The sequence below is a fragment of the Bacillus sp. 9.4 genome (assembly GCF_055486415.1).
In genome coordinates this window covers 1,163,323-1,178,588 of record NZ_JBVFMU010000001.1, presented here as the reverse complement: position 1 = coordinate 1,178,588, position 15,266 = coordinate 1,163,323, and the positions used below count along the sequence as shown (strand labels likewise).

The window sequence follows — 15,266 nt, the reverse complement described above, 5'->3', positions numbered from 1 at the left end:
CGCCCGTAGCTCAATTGGATAGAGCGTTTGACTACGGATCAAAAGGTTAGGGGTTCGACTCCTCTCGGGCGCGCCATATCTTTTAATAGAATAGATATGAAATCGGGAAGTAGCTCAGCTTGGTAGAGCACATGGTTTGGGACCATGGGGTCGCAGGTTCGAATCCTGTCTTCCCGACCATTCTTGGGGCCTTAGCTCAGCTGGGAGAGCGCCTGCTTTGCACGCAGGAGGTCAGCGGTTCGATCCCGCTAGGCTCCACTTGATTTCTAAAAATATTTGGCGGTGTAGCTCAGCTGGCTAGAGCGTACGGTTCATACCCGTGAGGTCGGGGGTTCGATCCCCTCCGCCGCTACCAATGGACCTTTAGCTCAGTTGGTTAGAGCAGACGGCTCATAACCGTCCGGTCGTAGGTTCGAGTCCTACAAGGTCCACCACTATACGGAGGAATACCCAAGTCTGGCTGAAGGGATCGGTCTTGAAAACCGACAGGGGTGTCAAAGCCCGCGGGGGTTCGAATCCCTCTTCCTCCGCCATACATATTCCTAATCATCGCGGGGTGGAGCAGTTCGGTAGCTCGTCGGGCTCATAACCCGAAGGTCGCAGGTTCAAATCCTGCCCCCGCAACCAAATTTTAAAATGGTCCGGTAGTTCAGTTGGTTAGAATGCCTGCCTGTCACGCAGGAGGTCGCGGGTTCGAGTCCCGTCCGGACCGCCATTTAAATACTTAGGCTCGGTAGCTCAGTTGGTAGAGCAACGGACTGAAAATCCGTGTGTCGGCGGTTCGATTCCGTCCCGAGCCACCATTTATCAATATATTTTGGCGGTTGTGGCGAAGTGGTTAACGCACCAGATTGTGGCTCTGGCATTCGTGGGTTCGATTCCCATCAATCGCCCCAAATAAAAATTGCGGGTGTAGTTTAGTGGTAAAACCTCAGCCTTCCAAGCTGATGTCGTGGGTTCGATTCCCATCACCCGCTCCATTTCTATATCGTCATGGGCCTGTAGCTCAGCTGGTTAGAGCGCACGCCTGATAAGCGTGAGGTCGATGGTTCGAGTCCATTCAGGCCCACCATGACTTTTGTTCCACAGTAGCTCAGTGGTAGAGCTATCGGCTGTTAACCGATCGGTCGCAGGTTCGAATCCTGCCTGTGGAGCCAAATGGAGAAGTACTCAAGTGGCTGAAGAGGCGCCCCTGCTAAGGGTGTAGGTCGTGTAAGCGGCGCGAGGGTTCAAATCCCTCCTTCTCCGCCATATGATTACAGATATCATAATTATCGGCCCGTTGGTCAAGCGGTTAAGACACCGCCCTTTCACGGCGGTAACACGGGTTCGAATCCCGTACGGGTCATCCAGAAGCCTTGCATATCGTGCAAGGTTTTTTTGTTTTCTAAATCATGATATGTCTTAGATTTTGTTCTTTATTTTAAAAACAGACTACAAATATCTCCATATATTTCGTTTTTCTTCAGAAAATGAAGTTAATTGTCTATAAGTATAAGCGCTTTCAGGAAAGGGCTTTTTTTTATTTCTTCGAATAAATACTATAAATGAAAACTATGATGTCAGAAAGGATGATTACATGGCCGCTGCCAGCCCGACAGCACATGATGTTTATCTTTTTCACGAAGGCAGTCTGTTTAAAAGCTATCAGCTGTTTGGCTCGCATTACCGCGAGCTAAATGGCAAAAGCGGATATGAATTCTGTGTGTGGGCGCCTCATGCGTCGGAAGTACGAGTGGCTGGAGATTTTAACAGCTGGTCTGGAGAAGAGCATGTGATGCACAGAGTGAATGATAATGGCATTTGGACGTTATTTATTCCAGGTATAGGAGAAAAGGAACGATATAAATATGAAATCGTGACGAATAACGGTGAGATCAGGCTGAAGGCAGATCCATACGCTATTTATTCAGAAGTCAGGCCAAACACAGCGTCACTTACTTACAATTTGGAAGGGTATAGCTGGCAAGATCAAAAATGGCAAAAGAAACAGAAGGCTAAGACGCTGTATGAAAAACCTGTTTTCATTTATGAACTGCATCTTGGGTCTTGGAAGAAGCATTCTGATGGCAGGCATTATTCCTATAAAGAATTAAGTCAGACGCTTATCCCTTATATCAAGGAGCATGGGTTTACCCATATTGAACTGCTTCCGGTGTATGAGCATCCATATGATCGTTCATGGGGGTACCAAGGAACGGGGTATTACAGCCCGACAAGCAGGTTTGGCACGCCGCATGATCTGATGAAGTTTGTTGATGAATGTCATCAACAAAATATCGGAGTCATTTTGGATTGGGTCCCCGGACATTTTTGTAAAGATGCACATGGCCTTTATATGTTTGATGGAGAACCGCTTTATGAATACAAAGAAGAACGTGATCGGGAGAACTGGTTATGGGGCACGGCAAACTTTGACCTGGGAAAACCGGAAGTTCATAGTTTTTTAATTTCGAATGCGTTGTACTGGGCGGAATTCTATCATATAGATGGATTTAGGGTTGATGCAGTGGCTAATATCTTGTATTGGCCAAATCAGGATGAACGCCACACGAATCCATATGCTGTTGAATTTTTAAAAAAACTCAATCAAACCATGAGAGAGGCATATCCACATGTGATGATGATTGCGGAAGATTCTACAGAATGGCCTCAAGTGACAGGTGCCGTTGAGGAAGGGGGGCTTGGTTTTCATTATAAATGGAATATGGGATGGATGAATGACGTACTGAAATACATGGAGACGCCGCCCGAAGAAAGGCGGCAATGTCATCAGCTTATCTCTTTTTCATTACTATATGCGTTTAGTGAACATTTTGTATTGCCGTTTTCTCATGATGAAGTCGTATACGGAAAAAAATCACTTCTTAATAAAATGCCTGGCGACTACTGGCAGAAATTTGCCCAGTATCGGCTTTTGCTGGGCTATATGACAGTGCATCCCGGAAAGAAATTGATCTTTATGGGATCAGAGTTTGCCCAATTTGATGAATGGAAAGATACAGAACAGCTTGATTGGTTTTTGGACTCCTTCCCCATGCATCAGAAAGCCAGCGTTTTTACGCAAGATCTTCTCCGCTTTTACCAAAAAAGCAAAATCCTTTATGAGCATGACCATCGTGCACAATCGTTTGAATGGATTGATGTCCATAATGAAGAACAATCAATCTTTTCTTTTATTCGTTATGGCAAAAAGCACGGTGAGGCGCTTGTCATCATTTGTAATTTTACACCCGTGGTCTATCATCAATATGATGTTGGAGTTCCTTTTTTTACTCAATACATTGAAGTGCTTAACAGTGACAGTGAAACATATGGAGGCTCAGGGCAAATCAACAAAAAGCCATTATCGGCCAAAAAGGGAGCACTTCATCATAAACCGTGTTATATCACGATGACCATCCCCCCTTACGGCATCTCGATTTTACGGGCGGTTAAAAAAAGAGGAGAGATAAAAAGATGAAAAAACAATGTGTAGCCATGCTCCTTGCCGGCGGGAAGGGCAGCCGTCTCAGCGGATTAACAAAAAATATGGCCAAACCGGCTGTATCTTTCGGGGGAAAATACAGGATTATTGATTTTACCCTAAGCAACTGTTCTAATTCAGGCATAGACACAGTCGGGATTTTAACGCAATATCAGCCGCTTGAGCTGAATTCCTATATTGGGATCGGCAGTGCATGGGACCTGGATAGATATAATGGCGGCGTGACGGTTTTACCTCCTTATGCCGAGTCATCAGAAGTCAAATGGTATAAAGGGACGGCAAGCGCCATTTATGAAAATCTCAATTATTTGAATCAGTATGATCCTGAGTATGTACTGATTTTATCAGGAGATCACATATACAAAATGGACTACGGCAAAATGCTTGATTATCACATTGAAAAGAAAGCAGATGTGACCATCCCTGTCATCGAAGTGGGCTGGGAAGAAGCAAGCCGGTTCGGCATCATGAAGGCCAATCCAGATGGGACGATCACACATTTTGATGAAAAGCCCAAATTCCCTAAGAGCAATCTTGCCTCAATGGGAATTTATATATTCAATTGGCCGCTTTTGAAACAGTATCTTGAGATGGACGATCAAAACCCTTATTCTAGCCACGACTTCGGCAAAGACATTATTCCTCTGCTTTTGGAGGAGAAAAAGAAGCTTTCTGCTTATCCGTTCAAGGGATATTGGAAGGATGTCGGAACGGTGCAGAGCTTGTGGGAAGCCAATATGGATTTGTTAAAAGAGGACTCGGAGCTGAAGCTGTTTGAACGCAAATGGAAAATTTACTCCGTCAATCCAAATCAGCCTCCGCAATTTATTTCATCTGATGCGCAGGTTCAAGATTCGCTTGTGAACGAAGGTTGTGTTGTATATGGAAATGTGTCTCACTCCGTTCTTTTTCAAGGTGTGACTGTCGGTAAGCATACGACTGTTACATCATCCGTCATAATGCCGGATGTGACGATTGGGGAGCATGTAGTCATTGAAAATGCCATTGTTCCTAATGGGATGGTGCTGCCGGATGGCGCAGTGATTCGCTCCGAAAAAGACATTGAAGAGGTGCTGCTCGTTTCAGAGGAATTTGTAGAAAAAGAATTGATTTAATTACTGAAGAGGGGGCAGAGTCAGTGTTCAATAATCAAATGTTAGGTGTTATAGATGAAACCACATATAAGCATTCTCTTCAGGATTTAACAGCACAGCGGTCGCTCGGGGCGATCCCTTTTGCCGGCAGGTACCGACTGATTGATTTTATGCTTTCCAACATGGTGAATGCGGATATTAGGAGTGTTGCAATTTTTCCGAAGTATCGTTACCGTTCGCTCATGGATCACCTTGGGGCGGGTAAGGAATGGGATTTGCACCGGAAAAAGGACGGCCTCTTTTTTTTCCCGTCTCCCCATCTTCATCACGAATACGATGAATTCGGTTCCTTTCGCCAGTTTTCGGACCATCTAGATTACTTCCACAGAAGCACTCAGCAATATGCTGTAATCTCCAACAGCCATACCGTATGCAACATTCAATTTCAATATGTGCTGAAACGCCATCAGGAGGTTGGCTGCGACGTCACCGAGGTATTTCAGGACGGCCAGTCGCTGCAAATCTATATCATGTCAACAACGCTTTTAAAGGATCTGATCTACGGACATAGTGAAAAAGGCTATAAAACCATTCAGGAGGCTGTTGAAAAGGAATCTTCCGCCCTGACCATTTGCCCTTATGAATATTCAGGTTATGCCGCAGTTATTGATTCGGTGGAAAAATATTATACCCACAGTATGGAACTCATTCAGCCCCGTTTTTGGCAGCAGGTGTTTTTGCCGCAGCAGCCTATCTACACAAAAGTGAAGGATGAACCGCCGACGAAATACGGAAAACACAGCACTGTCAAAAATTCTTTGGTGGCAAACGGCTGTGTGCTTGAAGGAGAGGTTGAAAACTGCATTTTGTTCAGGGCGGTCCATGTCGGAAAGGGTACGAAGCTGAAAAACTGTATTATTATGCAAAAAACGCAGATTGGCGAGGATTGTCTTCTTGAGCAGGTCATTTCGGATAAGGACGTTAAAATCGGCAAGGCGACGGAAGCTGCAGGAACAGCTGAGCAGCCGCTTGTATTAAGAAAAGGTTTGGTGCAAGGAGAGCTGATGAATTCTTGAAGATATTATTTGCTGTGTCAGAATGCACCCCATTTGTTAAATCAGGAGGTCTTGCCGATGTAGCAGGTGCTCTGCCAAAGGCACTTGCACGATTAGGCAATGAAGTAGCTGTGATGCTGCCGAAGTACAGACAAATACCTGAACCGTGGAAAAAGCGTATGAAAAAAAAGGCTGAGTGTACGGTAGCTGTCGGCTGGCGTCAGCAATATTGCGGAATTGAACATATGGCCGAAGATGATGTGAATTATTACTTCATCGACAATGAGTACTATTTCAACAGGGATTCGTTGTACGGGCATTATGATGACGGTGAGCGGTTTGCCTTTTTTTCAAGAGCTGTGCTGGAGGCTGCCAAAGTTGTGAATGTTCAAGCCGATATTGTTCATACTCACGATTGGCATACAGCGATGGTCAATTATTTGCTGAAAGAGGAGTACAGAAAACATCCTTTATATGAACGGATGAAAAGCGTGCTCACGATCCACAACCTGCAGTTTCAAGGCATATTCCCTCCTGATGTCACACATGACTTGCTGGGTCTTGAGATGGATCATTTTCATTATGAAAGGTTAGAATGCAACGGATTTGTTAATTTTATGAAGGCGGGCATCATTGCGGCTGATCATGTGACAACTGTGAGCCCCACTTACAGAAATGAAATATTGACTCCGTATTATGGTGAGCAGTTGGAACAGGTTTTGCAATATAGGGAAAATAATGTAACCGGCATATTAAATGGCATTGATGATACGTTCTATCAGCCGAAAAGCGATCCTTATATAGAGGCGCAATACGATTCAGGGGATCTTGCATGCAAGTTGGAAAACAAAACGAAGCTTCAGCGGCGGATGGGGCTTCCAGAGAAAAATGATATTCCGCTGATCAGTATGGTGACAAGGCTCACTAAACAAAAGGGGCTTGATCTTGTCCGCAGAATTATGCACGAACTTCTTGAGGAGCAAGACATACAGCTGGTTGTGCTGGGCACAGGAGAACGTGAATTTGAAGATTATTTCCGGTATGCAGAATTTGCTTTTCATGAGAAGTGCCGAGCTTATATCGGGTTTGATGAGCCGCTAGCTCATCAAATTTATGCGGGCTCTGATATGTTTTTGATGCCGTCGAAATTTGAGCCGTGCGGTTTGGGGCAGCTCATAGCTCTTCAATATGGCGCCATTCCGATTGTCAGGGAAACGGGCGGTCTTTACGACACTGTTCGTGCCTATCAGGAGGAAGAGGGAACGGGCAATGGCTTTACGTTTTCCGCCTTTAATGCGCATGATCTGAAATTTACGATTGAACGAGCGCTGTCGTTTTATCGCCAACAGGATGTATGGAAGAGCATCGTGAAGACCGCAATGAATGCAGATTACAGCTGGAGGAAGTCGGCTAAAGAGTATCAGCGTATTTTCGAGCAGGTGACAAGGAGTGGACGGGATGTTCTCGAGTAAAGAACGCTTTGCAGACTTATTTTTAAAGCGTCTGGAAATGACGTGCGGAAAAAGCTTTAAAGATTCTGCCAAGCTGGATCAATATAAAACGTTGGGCAATATGGTCAGAGAGTATATCAGCGCTGATTGGATCGAAACGAATGAAAAAAGCAGATCAAATTCCGGGAAGCAGACATATTATTTATCAATCGAATTTCTGCTCGGTCAGCTCCTTGAGCAAAACTTAATGAATCTTGGTGTTCGTGATGTTGTAGAAGCTGGTTTAAAGGAAATCGGCATCAATTTAGAGGAAATCCTTCAGATAGAGAACGATGCAGGTCTCGGCAACGGCGGGCTTGGCCGCTTGGCCGCATGCTTTTTAGATTCTCTTGCTTCGTTGAACCTGCCGGGGCACGGGATGGGCATACGTTATAAGCATGGCTTGTTTGAGCAAAAAATTGTAGACGGACATCAGGTGGAGCTGCCTGAGCAATGGCTGAAAAACGGGAACGTATGGGAAGTAAGGAATGCAGATCAAGCAGTGGACGTGCCGTTTTGGGGCGAAGTCCATATGACAGAAAAAAGCGGGCGCCTGCATTTTCGCCACGAACAAGCGACAATTGTTACCGCTGTTCCTTATGATATCCCGATCATCGGCTATGAAACGGGCACTGTCAACACGTTAAGGCTTTGGAACGCCGAGCCCTATGCGCATTATCACGGCGGTAATATTTTGTCTTATAAGCGGGAAACAGAAGCGGTTTCTGAATTCTTATATCCCGATGACACCCATGATGAGGGGAAAATTTTACGGCTGAAGCAGCAGTATTTTTTAGTATGCGCAAGCTTAAAAAGCATTGTGAACAATTACCGAAAAACACATAAATCTTTATCCGGCCTGCATAAAAAAGTGAGCATTCATATTAATGACACTCACCCTGCCCTTGCGGTGCCTGAGCTGATGCGGATTTTGCTCGATGAAGAGAACATGAGCTGGGAAGAAGCTTGGCATATCACTGTACATACGATTTCTTATACAAATCATACAACATTGTCAGAAGCGCTCGAGAAATGGCCGATTCATTTGTTTAAGCCGCTGCTCCCGCGAATGTACATGATTATTGAAGAGATCAATGAGAGGTTTTGCCGCGCAGTTTGGGAAAAGTATCCTGGAGACTGGAAAAGGATAGAGGACATGGCGATTACAGCGCATGGTGTTGTCAAAATGGCTCATCTGGCCATAGTAGGCAGCTACAGTGTAAATGGCGTTGCAAAAATACATTCCGATATATTAAAGGAAAGGGAGATGAGCGACTTTCACTTGCTGTTTCCGAATCGTTTTAACAATAAGACGAATGGAATTGCCCACAGGCGCTGGCTGTTAAAAGCGAATCCAGGCTTGTCTGCCATCATTACAGAGGCGATCGGCGATGAATGGGTCAAACAGCCGGAATCGCTGATCCGTTTAGAACCGTACGCCTCTGATCCTGCATTTATTGAACGGTTTCAAAACAACAAAAGCAAGAAAAAACAAGAGCTTGCCGATTTGATTTTTTGCACGGCCGGGGTGGTTGTGAACCCTGAGAGCATATTCGACGTACAGGTGAAACGGCTTCATGCATATAAACGGCAGCTGTTGAATGTTCTTCACATTATGTATTTGTATAACCGCCTCAAGGAGGATTCGGGGTTTTCAATCTACCCGCAAACCTTTATTTTCGGGGCAAAGGCTTCACCAAGCTATTATTATGCCAAGAAAATCATTAAGCTGATCCATTCTGTCGCAGAAAAAGTCAATTATGATCCAGCGGTCAAACAGCTGATCAAAGTTGTTTTTTTAGAAAATTATAGAGTTTCTATGGCTGAGCGAATTTTTCCGGCATCAGACGTAAGTGAGCAAATTTCAACCGCAAGCAAGGAAGCGTCTGGTACAGGGAATATGAAGTTTATGATGAACGGGGCTTTGACGATCGGCACGCATGACGGCGCAAATATCGAGATCCTTGAGCGGGTGGGCCCTGACTGTATTTACACGTTCGGCTTAAAGGCGGATGAGGTTCTATCGTATCAGGAAAACGGCGGCTATAGATCGAGGGAATATTATCAGCATGACAGAAGAATCAGGCAGGTAGCGGATCAGCTGATTAATGGTTTTTTTGAAGGAGAAGCAGATGAATTTGAATCGATCTTTGACTCGCTGCTTCCGCATAATGATGAGTATTTTGTGCTGAAGGATTTCAGCTCATATGCAGATGCACAGGAGCGAATTCAAGCTGATTATCGAGAGCGAAGGAAATGGTCTGAGCGTTCGATTGTAAACATTGCTCATTCAGGATATTTCTCCAGCGACCGCACGATCCGGGAATATGCGAAGGACATTTGGGGCATCAAGCCGATGATGTAAAAAAGCCGCTGTATAAGCGGCTTTTTTTGTTCACAGATTCATTGAATTGATTGTAAAGGATAAGAACGTCGCAAATGCACTCCATAAAAAATAAGGCAAAAGAAGATAGCTTGCGGCTCTACTGTATTTTTTGGCAATGATCAGTAATACGATTGCTGTGATGGCGACAAGCAGGCAGTCAAGCGATGCAGCCAGCAGATTTTTTTGCGTAAACTGAAAATAGCTGAAGGCTTGATTGAGCACGTAATTTATCAAAAGTGTAAACCAAAAGCTTTTCGCACCTTTAAATGAAAACGCAGCATATACAATGGCTGCTGAAAGGGAGATCAGGGCAAACAGGATGGCCCAAATGATGCCGATCGCAGTTCCGCTTGGCGTCCAGTCCGGTTTTTTCAATGAATTGTACCATTCTTGGTCCACAGGAAACAGGTAGCCTGCGGCTGAAAACAGCGCATATGTAATCACAAAAACCGCTATGGCGCCGACAATCTTTTTCATATTTGCAACCTCCGCATGTATTTAATTACCCTTTATCTTATAAAGATCAAACCCCCGATATGCGGGGGAAATGATGGTCTTAAATAAGCTGCCGCAATGCGTTTGCTTTAATGCGTTCATATTCAAAAGCTGATTCTAATTCTTCCTTCGGTAAAGCAGACTTGCGGACGTATTTTTCGCGAATGACATCGTAAAGCTCGTAAGGAAACAGCATATCAATAAACATGACTTGTTTTTGTTCTTCAGTTAATGGGGCTCTGGATTCGTATGCGTTCAGCATGACATTAAATGTTTCTTCATCCCAAACGCCCGTCGTATCCAAAAGCGGAATAATCATTTTGCGCAAATCGCGAATAGGCAGATCAAATGAAACGGTATCTAAGTCAATGACCCAAATCTGTTCATTTTCCCCTAAGAGTGTATTTCCGGTTCCGTAATCCTGGTGGCAAAGGTTAGGGCTTTTTTTCAGCTGTTCAGTCCATGGAACATAGGTCGACTGCAAAAGCTGGTCTTTGATGCGCAGCCCGTCTTCAATAAAGCCATCTATCTCCTGAAGATAAAACTGTGAGAAAGGATCTTCTTTTTCCGCCTCCGCCATCAGCTTCCACGTTTCCATCTGTTTGCATCGTTTCGTGTAGTGATTCGGCCAGCGACCTAATTTGGTAAATACGGGAACGCCATTTGGCGGCTGATATCCGACGGAAGCTGTATGAAAATCAGCAAGGCCTTTCATGATAAACTCCAAGTCCTGCTTTACAGTCAGCTCAAACGGCCTTCCTTCGATCCAGTCATATACGACAAATAGAAATGAGCCGTGCTTGGAATATAGGCTGCCTTTTTTGTTTGGGAGTATGCCAGGAACATTCATGCCTTTTTTTGCCAAATAGTCCTGCGCGAAAATGGAAAACAACGCTTTCTTTTCTGGCCTGTGTATTCGTTTTAGACAAACCGCGCCGGAGTCTGTGTGGACCTTCCAGACAAGCGCCATCTGGTTTCCCTGAATGACGTCTATTTTTTCAGTCTGCACATCCCATCCTTGAAGCACATTTTCAGCCAGCTCCATTAATTTTTTTGCATCTTCTGCTGATAAAGGAAGCTCTGATGAATTCCCCTCCTCAATGACTTCATGGTTTTCTGCCATTAAAGGACACATCCTTACCTGTTTTACTCCTACCTTATGAATCAAAAGGAAAAAATGATTGAGTTATTTGACTATATTTAATAGATGAATCTGGTTGTTTACCCGTTTTGTTTTTAGGGCAGTCCCATTCCGCACAAGTTGGTTGTTCAGCCGTATCATGATTCTAACTAGTTAAAAATCATGCAGGAATGGAGGCTATGTATGAAAATAGCACTGATCGCCACAGAGAAGCTTCCTGTCCCATCGGTTCGAGGAGGCGCCATTCAAATCTACCTCGAAGCGGTTGCCCCTTTAATTGCCAAAAAACATGAGGTGACTGTGTTTTCTATTAAAGATCCGAATCTCGCTGATAGAGAGAAGGTAGACGGTGTCCATTATGTGCATTTGGATGAAGACCGTTATGAAGAAGCCGTTGGAGCAGAGCTGAAAAAGAGCCGTTTTGATCTTGTGCATGTTTGTAATCGCCCAAGCTGGGTTCCGAAATGGAAGAAACAGGCGCCGGATGCTGTTTTTATTTTAAGCGTTCACAATGAAATGTTCGCTTACGATAAAATCAGCCAGGCGGAAGGCGAGATTTGCATCGACTCCGTAGCGCAGATTGTTACGGTCAGCGATTATATCGGACAGACGATCACAAGCCGTTTTCCGTCAGCACGATCAAAAACAAAAACGGTGTATTCCGGTGTGGATTTAAAAGCGTACCACCCTCGCTGGACGAATGAAGGGCAGCGAGCTCGCGAAGAGATGCGAAGCGAGCTGGGGCTTCACGGCAAAAAAATCGTCTTGTTTGTCGGCCGGCTTAGCAAAGTCAAAGGCCCGCACATATTATTGCAGGCTTTGCCGGACATCATTGAGGAGCACCCCGATGTCATGATGGTGTTTATCGGGTCAAAATGGTTCGGAGATAATGAATTAAATAACTATGTCAAACATCTTCATACCCTTGGTGCGATGCAAAAGGATCATGTCACATTTATTCAATTTGTGAAGCCAAAGGACATTCCGCGCCTTTATACCATGTCAGATGTATTTGTATGCTCTTCGCAATGGCAGGAGCCTTTAGCAAGGGTGCATTATGAAGCGATGGCTGCGGGACTTCCTATTATTACAAGCAATCGGGGAGGCAATCCAGAGGTCATAGAGGAAGGGAAAAACGGCTACATCATTCATGACTTTGAAAATCCTAAACAATATGCCGAACGCATCAATGATTTGCTGAGCAGCTCTGAAAAGCGGGAACGGCTTGGGAAATACAGCCGCCGTGAGGCAGAAAGTAATTTTGGCTGGCAGAGGGTGGCTGAAAATCTGCTCAGCGTCTATGAAAAGAACAGATAGAAGGGGTGAACAGAGTGTACCAAAAAGAGCATGAAGAACAGATTGTGTCCGAAATTCTCAGCTATTATCCGTTTCATATCGACCATGTGGCGCTGAAATCGAACAAAAGCGGGCGCAAAATCTGGGAAGTCGAAACTGATCATGGCCCAAAGCTGCTAAAAGAAGCGCAAATGAAACCGGAGCGGATGCTTTTTATCACTCAGGCACACGCCCATTTACAAGAGAAAGGGCTGGCTATAGCGCCGATTCATCAAACAAAAAATGGCGGTAGCTGCTTGGGCACGGATCAGGTTTCTTACAGCTTATATGACAAAGTGACAGGAAAAGAAATGATTTACTATGATGCAGTTCAAATGAAAAAAGTCATGTCATTTGCCGGCCATTTTCATCATGCCTCAAAAGGATATGTTTGCACAGATGAAAGCAAGAAGAGAAGCAGGCTGGGAAAATGGCACAAATTGTACCGTTGGAAGCTGCAGGAACTGGAGGGGAATATGCAGATCGCAGCATCCTATCCTGATGACGTATTTTCGCAAACTTTCTTAAAACATGCTGATAAAATGCTGGCAAGAGGAAAAGAAGCTCTCAGAGCGCTTGATGACTCAGAATACGAAACCTGGACAAAAGAGACGCTCGAGCATGGCGGATTCTGTTTTCAGGATTTTACATTGGCACGTTTGACTGAGATCGAAGGGGAGCCTTTTTTAAAGGAGCTTCACTCGATTACCTACGATTTGCCGTCAAGAGACCTTCGTATTCTGCTGAATAAAGTGATGGTTAAGCTTTCTGTATGGGATACTGATTTCATGGTTGCACTGCTTGCGGCCTACGACGCAGTGTATCCGCTCACAGAAAAACAGTACGAGGTACTTTGGATTGATCTCGCGTTTCCGCATTTGTTCTGTGCAATCGGGCACAAATATTATTTGAAGCAAAAGAAAACATGGTCAGATGAGAAGTATAACTGGGCGCTGCAAAACATGATTTCTGTTGAAGAATCTAAAGATTCGTTTTTGGATAAACTGCCGGAACTGTATAAAAAGATAAAAGCGTATCGGGAGGCGAATTGACATGAGGTCATCGAGACAAAAAGCCTCTATTTCTAAACTGGATCTCGACCAATTCGTATTTACACCGCCTGGACCGATGGGATGGCAGGCTCATGACTCAATCTCAGCTGAGAAGGAAGAAGAGGAGAAGCATTTAGATGTGGGCAGCATTCGAGAGCTCCCTCACATCAATGCACCGAAAGAATATCAAAAAGAAACGAAGGAAAAGGAAACAGATCACAAAATCGTCGATGATGAAGAAGAAACAAAATTCGAAACCACTCTAGAGCCTGAGGAGGAGCGTGATTCGAAACGCTCAGTGCCCCCATATGAAGAAGAGGATGAAGATGAAGAACCAAACTTAGCGGAAGAAGCTAAAGTGGAAATCATCATTCTTCCAAGTGAATCTAAACCAACTCCATGGTTTTCTCAAACCGTAAAGCGCAAGGCATAAAGTCACATTTATGCCTTTTTTTATATTTTCTGCAGCGAAAAAACAGCCCGTTTTGCAACACGAGCTGTAGGTTTTATGTTTTTGCTTTCACAAAAAGCTGATTGATAGATGATAAATCAAAATTTTGCGACAGAAAAGGCGGCGGAAATTGTTTGTTTTTCGGGGTCAGAACGGATTGGTAAACAGTATTGAGCCTTTTGGCAGCATGGGTAAAGGTAAATAAAGCTTCTACATGCTTTCGGGCGTTTTTTGTCATTTTATTCATTAATTCTTGATCTGTAAAGGCTCTGTCAATTGCTTTTGCAAATGAAGAAGGTTTGTTGTATCTGTCGATGACAAGGCCAGTGACTTCGTGTTTTACGACTTCACCGTTTCCGCCCCGGTTTGTGGTAATTAAGGGCGTGCCGGCCGCCATTGCTTCATAATTCACACGGGCGAGGGGTTCGTTCCACTGAGAGCTGCACACAAATACATCTGCCATCAGAAAAAGGTTTGGGATGTCGTCTGCGGGAATGAATTTTGTAAAGATTATGTGGTCTCTGTATGGCAGCGCCAGCGTGCGCAGATAGGTGACATATTGGTTTTCGCTGTCATCGCTGAACCACTTCCCGCCTGCTATGACCAGTACAGCATCAGGGTGCTGCTGCAAAATCCGTCTCATGCTGTGAATGAGAAGGTGAGGCCCTTTTGTCGGGCTTAAGCGGCCGGCGAATAAAATAACTTTTTTATCTTCAATACCGTATTTTTTCCGGTATGTTTTTCTGACAGCCGAGCCTTTCATCGTCCAGACGGGCGGATAAGAGTTTAAATCAACGCCGGAATACACAACTTTTGTGATGTCCTCGGCTTCAGGGAAACGTTCAATGACGGTTTGTTTAATAAATTCGCTCACAGTTGTGATCATGGAGACATTGTCGAGTACTTCTTTTCCTTGCGCGAAGGTCATTTTTTTTTCAGAAAACATTTCGTTATGCAGGCTCAGAACGATCTTGCTGTTTGGTGAGGCTTTTTTATATAAAGAGACATTTAAAGGCCTGTTGAACACATGAATGAGGTCAAAGGAAGAGGCTCGCAGCTCTTTGGCTACCGCCTCGCGGTAATGTTCTTTTGGCAGATGGATATAATGTACGCCGTCTTTTGTTTCTCTTTTTGGGAGCGATGGATCTTCTATTGAAAAAATGGTCAGGTCGTACCTGCTGCTGAAATAGGGCGTGACACCGTCAATCATCATTTGAATAGCGCCGCCGCGTACTGCGGGCGCCGGCAGCTTTTCTGTACAGATAAAGGCAAGCTTCATT

General features: G+C 44.6%; 11 protein-coding genes and 14 tRNA genes. 22 read left to right on the top strand and 3 right to left on the bottom strand.

Annotated elements, in window-relative coordinates:
* The first annotated feature begins 103 nt into the window (after window positions 1–103).
* The 19 genes from ACZ07B_RS06835 to glgP all read left to right on the top strand — a co-directional run bounded on the left by ACZ07B_RS06835 (window position 104) and on the right by glgP (window position 9,491).
* Window positions 104–180 (top strand) — tRNA-Pro (locus ACZ07B_RS06835).
* A 5-nt stretch (window positions 181–185) separates the two neighbouring features.
* Window positions 186–258, top strand: a tRNA-Ala gene (locus ACZ07B_RS06830).
* Window positions 259–278: 20 nt separating this feature from the next.
* A tRNA-Met gene (locus ACZ07B_RS06825) sits at window positions 279–355 on the top strand.
* Window positions 356–357: 2 nt separating this feature from the next.
* Window positions 358–434 (top strand) — tRNA-Ile (locus ACZ07B_RS06820).
* Between the two features lie 6 nt (window positions 435–440).
* Window positions 441–533: transfer RNA gene (locus tag ACZ07B_RS06815), tRNA-Ser, on the top strand.
* Window positions 534–550: 17 nt separating this feature from the next.
* Window positions 551–627, top strand: a tRNA-Met gene (locus ACZ07B_RS06810).
* Between the two features lie 11 nt (window positions 628–638).
* Window positions 639–715, top strand: a tRNA-Asp gene (locus ACZ07B_RS06805).
* 12 nt (window positions 716–727) lie between these two features.
* A tRNA-Phe gene (locus ACZ07B_RS06800) sits at window positions 728–803 on the top strand.
* Window positions 804–820: 17 nt separating this feature from the next.
* Window positions 821–896: transfer RNA gene (locus tag ACZ07B_RS06795), tRNA-His, on the top strand.
* 10 nt (window positions 897–906) lie between these two features.
* Window positions 907–980: transfer RNA gene (locus ACZ07B_RS06790), tRNA-Gly, on the top strand.
* A 15-nt stretch (window positions 981–995) separates the two neighbouring features.
* Window positions 996–1,072, top strand: a tRNA-Ile gene (locus ACZ07B_RS06785).
* 10 nt (window positions 1,073–1,082) lie between these two features.
* Window positions 1,083–1,157, top strand: a tRNA-Asn gene (locus ACZ07B_RS06780).
* A 3-nt stretch (window positions 1,158–1,160) separates the two neighbouring features.
* Window positions 1,161–1,251 (top strand) — tRNA-Ser (locus ACZ07B_RS06775).
* 25 nt (window positions 1,252–1,276) lie between these two features.
* Window positions 1,277–1,348 (top strand) — tRNA-Glu (locus ACZ07B_RS06770).
* 231 nt (window positions 1,349–1,579) lie between these two features.
* Window positions 1,580–3,463 carry a 1,4-alpha-glucan branching enzyme gene (glgB, locus tag ACZ07B_RS06765; protein ID WP_268548155.1) on the top strand — a complete coding sequence of 628 codons (1,884 nt, stop codon included), beginning with the start codon at window positions 1,580–1,582 and terminating at the stop codon, window positions 3,461–3,463.
* Window positions 3,460–4,602, top strand: a complete 1,143-nt coding sequence (locus tag ACZ07B_RS06760) for a glucose-1-phosphate adenylyltransferase (protein WP_268548156.1) — start codon at window positions 3,460–3,462, stop codon at window positions 4,600–4,602. Before glgB ends, ACZ07B_RS06760 begins: the two co-directional genes overlap by 4 nt.
* A 23-nt stretch (window positions 4,603–4,625) precedes the next feature.
* Window positions 4,626–5,657 (top strand): glucose-1-phosphate adenylyltransferase subunit GlgD, encoded by a 1,032-nt coding sequence (glgD, locus tag ACZ07B_RS06755; RefSeq protein WP_004398841.1) that lies wholly within the window; start codon window positions 4,626–4,628, stop codon window positions 5,655–5,657.
* Window positions 5,654–7,108, top strand: coding sequence for a glycogen synthase GlgA (glgA, locus tag ACZ07B_RS06750; RefSeq protein ID WP_464877024.1), 1,455 nt, complete (start codon window positions 5,654–5,656; stop codon window positions 7,106–7,108). The genes glgD and glgA overlap by 4 nt, the downstream gene beginning before the upstream one ends.
* A complete protein-coding gene (gene glgP, locus ACZ07B_RS06745) occupies window positions 7,095–9,491 on the top strand; it encodes a glycogen phosphorylase GlgP (protein ID WP_464877023.1) in 2,397 nt (798 codons plus the stop codon). The genes glgA and glgP overlap by 14 nt, the downstream gene beginning before the upstream one ends.
* A 30-nt stretch (window positions 9,492–9,521) precedes the next feature.
* Here glgP and ACZ07B_RS06740 read toward each other — a convergent pair whose 3' ends face one another.
* Both ACZ07B_RS06740 and cotI read right to left on the bottom strand, forming a co-directional pair.
* Complete coding sequence (locus tag ACZ07B_RS06740) at window positions 9,522–9,989, bottom strand: TspO/MBR family protein (protein ID WP_041340328.1); 468 nt, start codon at window positions 9,987–9,989, stop codon at window positions 9,522–9,524.
* Between the two features lie 79 nt (window positions 9,990–10,068).
* Window positions 10,069–11,142 (bottom strand): spore coat kinase CotI, encoded by a 1,074-nt coding sequence (cotI, locus tag ACZ07B_RS06735; protein WP_464877022.1) that lies wholly within the window; start codon window positions 11,140–11,142, stop codon window positions 10,069–10,071.
* A gap of 189 nt (window positions 11,143–11,331) precedes the next feature.
* Between cotI and cotSA the strand changes: the two genes are divergently transcribed.
* Genes cotSA through ACZ07B_RS06720 form a run of 3 tightly spaced genes read left to right on the top strand, consistent with a single transcriptional unit; the run spans window position 11,332 to window position 13,968 of the window.
* The gene (gene cotSA, locus ACZ07B_RS06730) at window positions 11,332–12,465 is read left to right on the top strand and encodes a glycosyltransferase family 4 protein (protein WP_217000047.1); all 1,134 of its coding nucleotides are present in this window, start codon (window positions 11,332–11,334) and stop codon (window positions 12,463–12,465) included.
* A gap of 14 nt (window positions 12,466–12,479) precedes the next feature.
* Window positions 12,480–13,535: a spore coat putative kinase CotS gene (gene cotS / locus ACZ07B_RS06725; protein WP_464877021.1), complete on the top strand. Its 1,056-nt coding sequence runs from the start codon at window positions 12,480–12,482 to the stop codon at window positions 13,533–13,535.
* Between the two features lies 1 nt (window position 13,536).
* Window positions 13,537–13,968, top strand: a complete 432-nt coding sequence (locus ACZ07B_RS06720) for a hypothetical protein (protein WP_464877020.1) — start codon at window positions 13,537–13,539, stop codon at window positions 13,966–13,968.
* 73 nt (window positions 13,969–14,041) lie between these two features.
* Here ACZ07B_RS06720 and ACZ07B_RS06715 read toward each other — a convergent pair whose 3' ends face one another.
* Window positions 14,042–15,265 (bottom strand): glycosyltransferase family 4 protein, encoded by a 1,224-nt coding sequence (locus ACZ07B_RS06715; RefSeq protein WP_464877019.1) that lies wholly within the window; start codon window positions 15,263–15,265, stop codon window positions 14,042–14,044.
* Between the last annotated feature and the right edge of the window lies 1 nt (window position 15,266).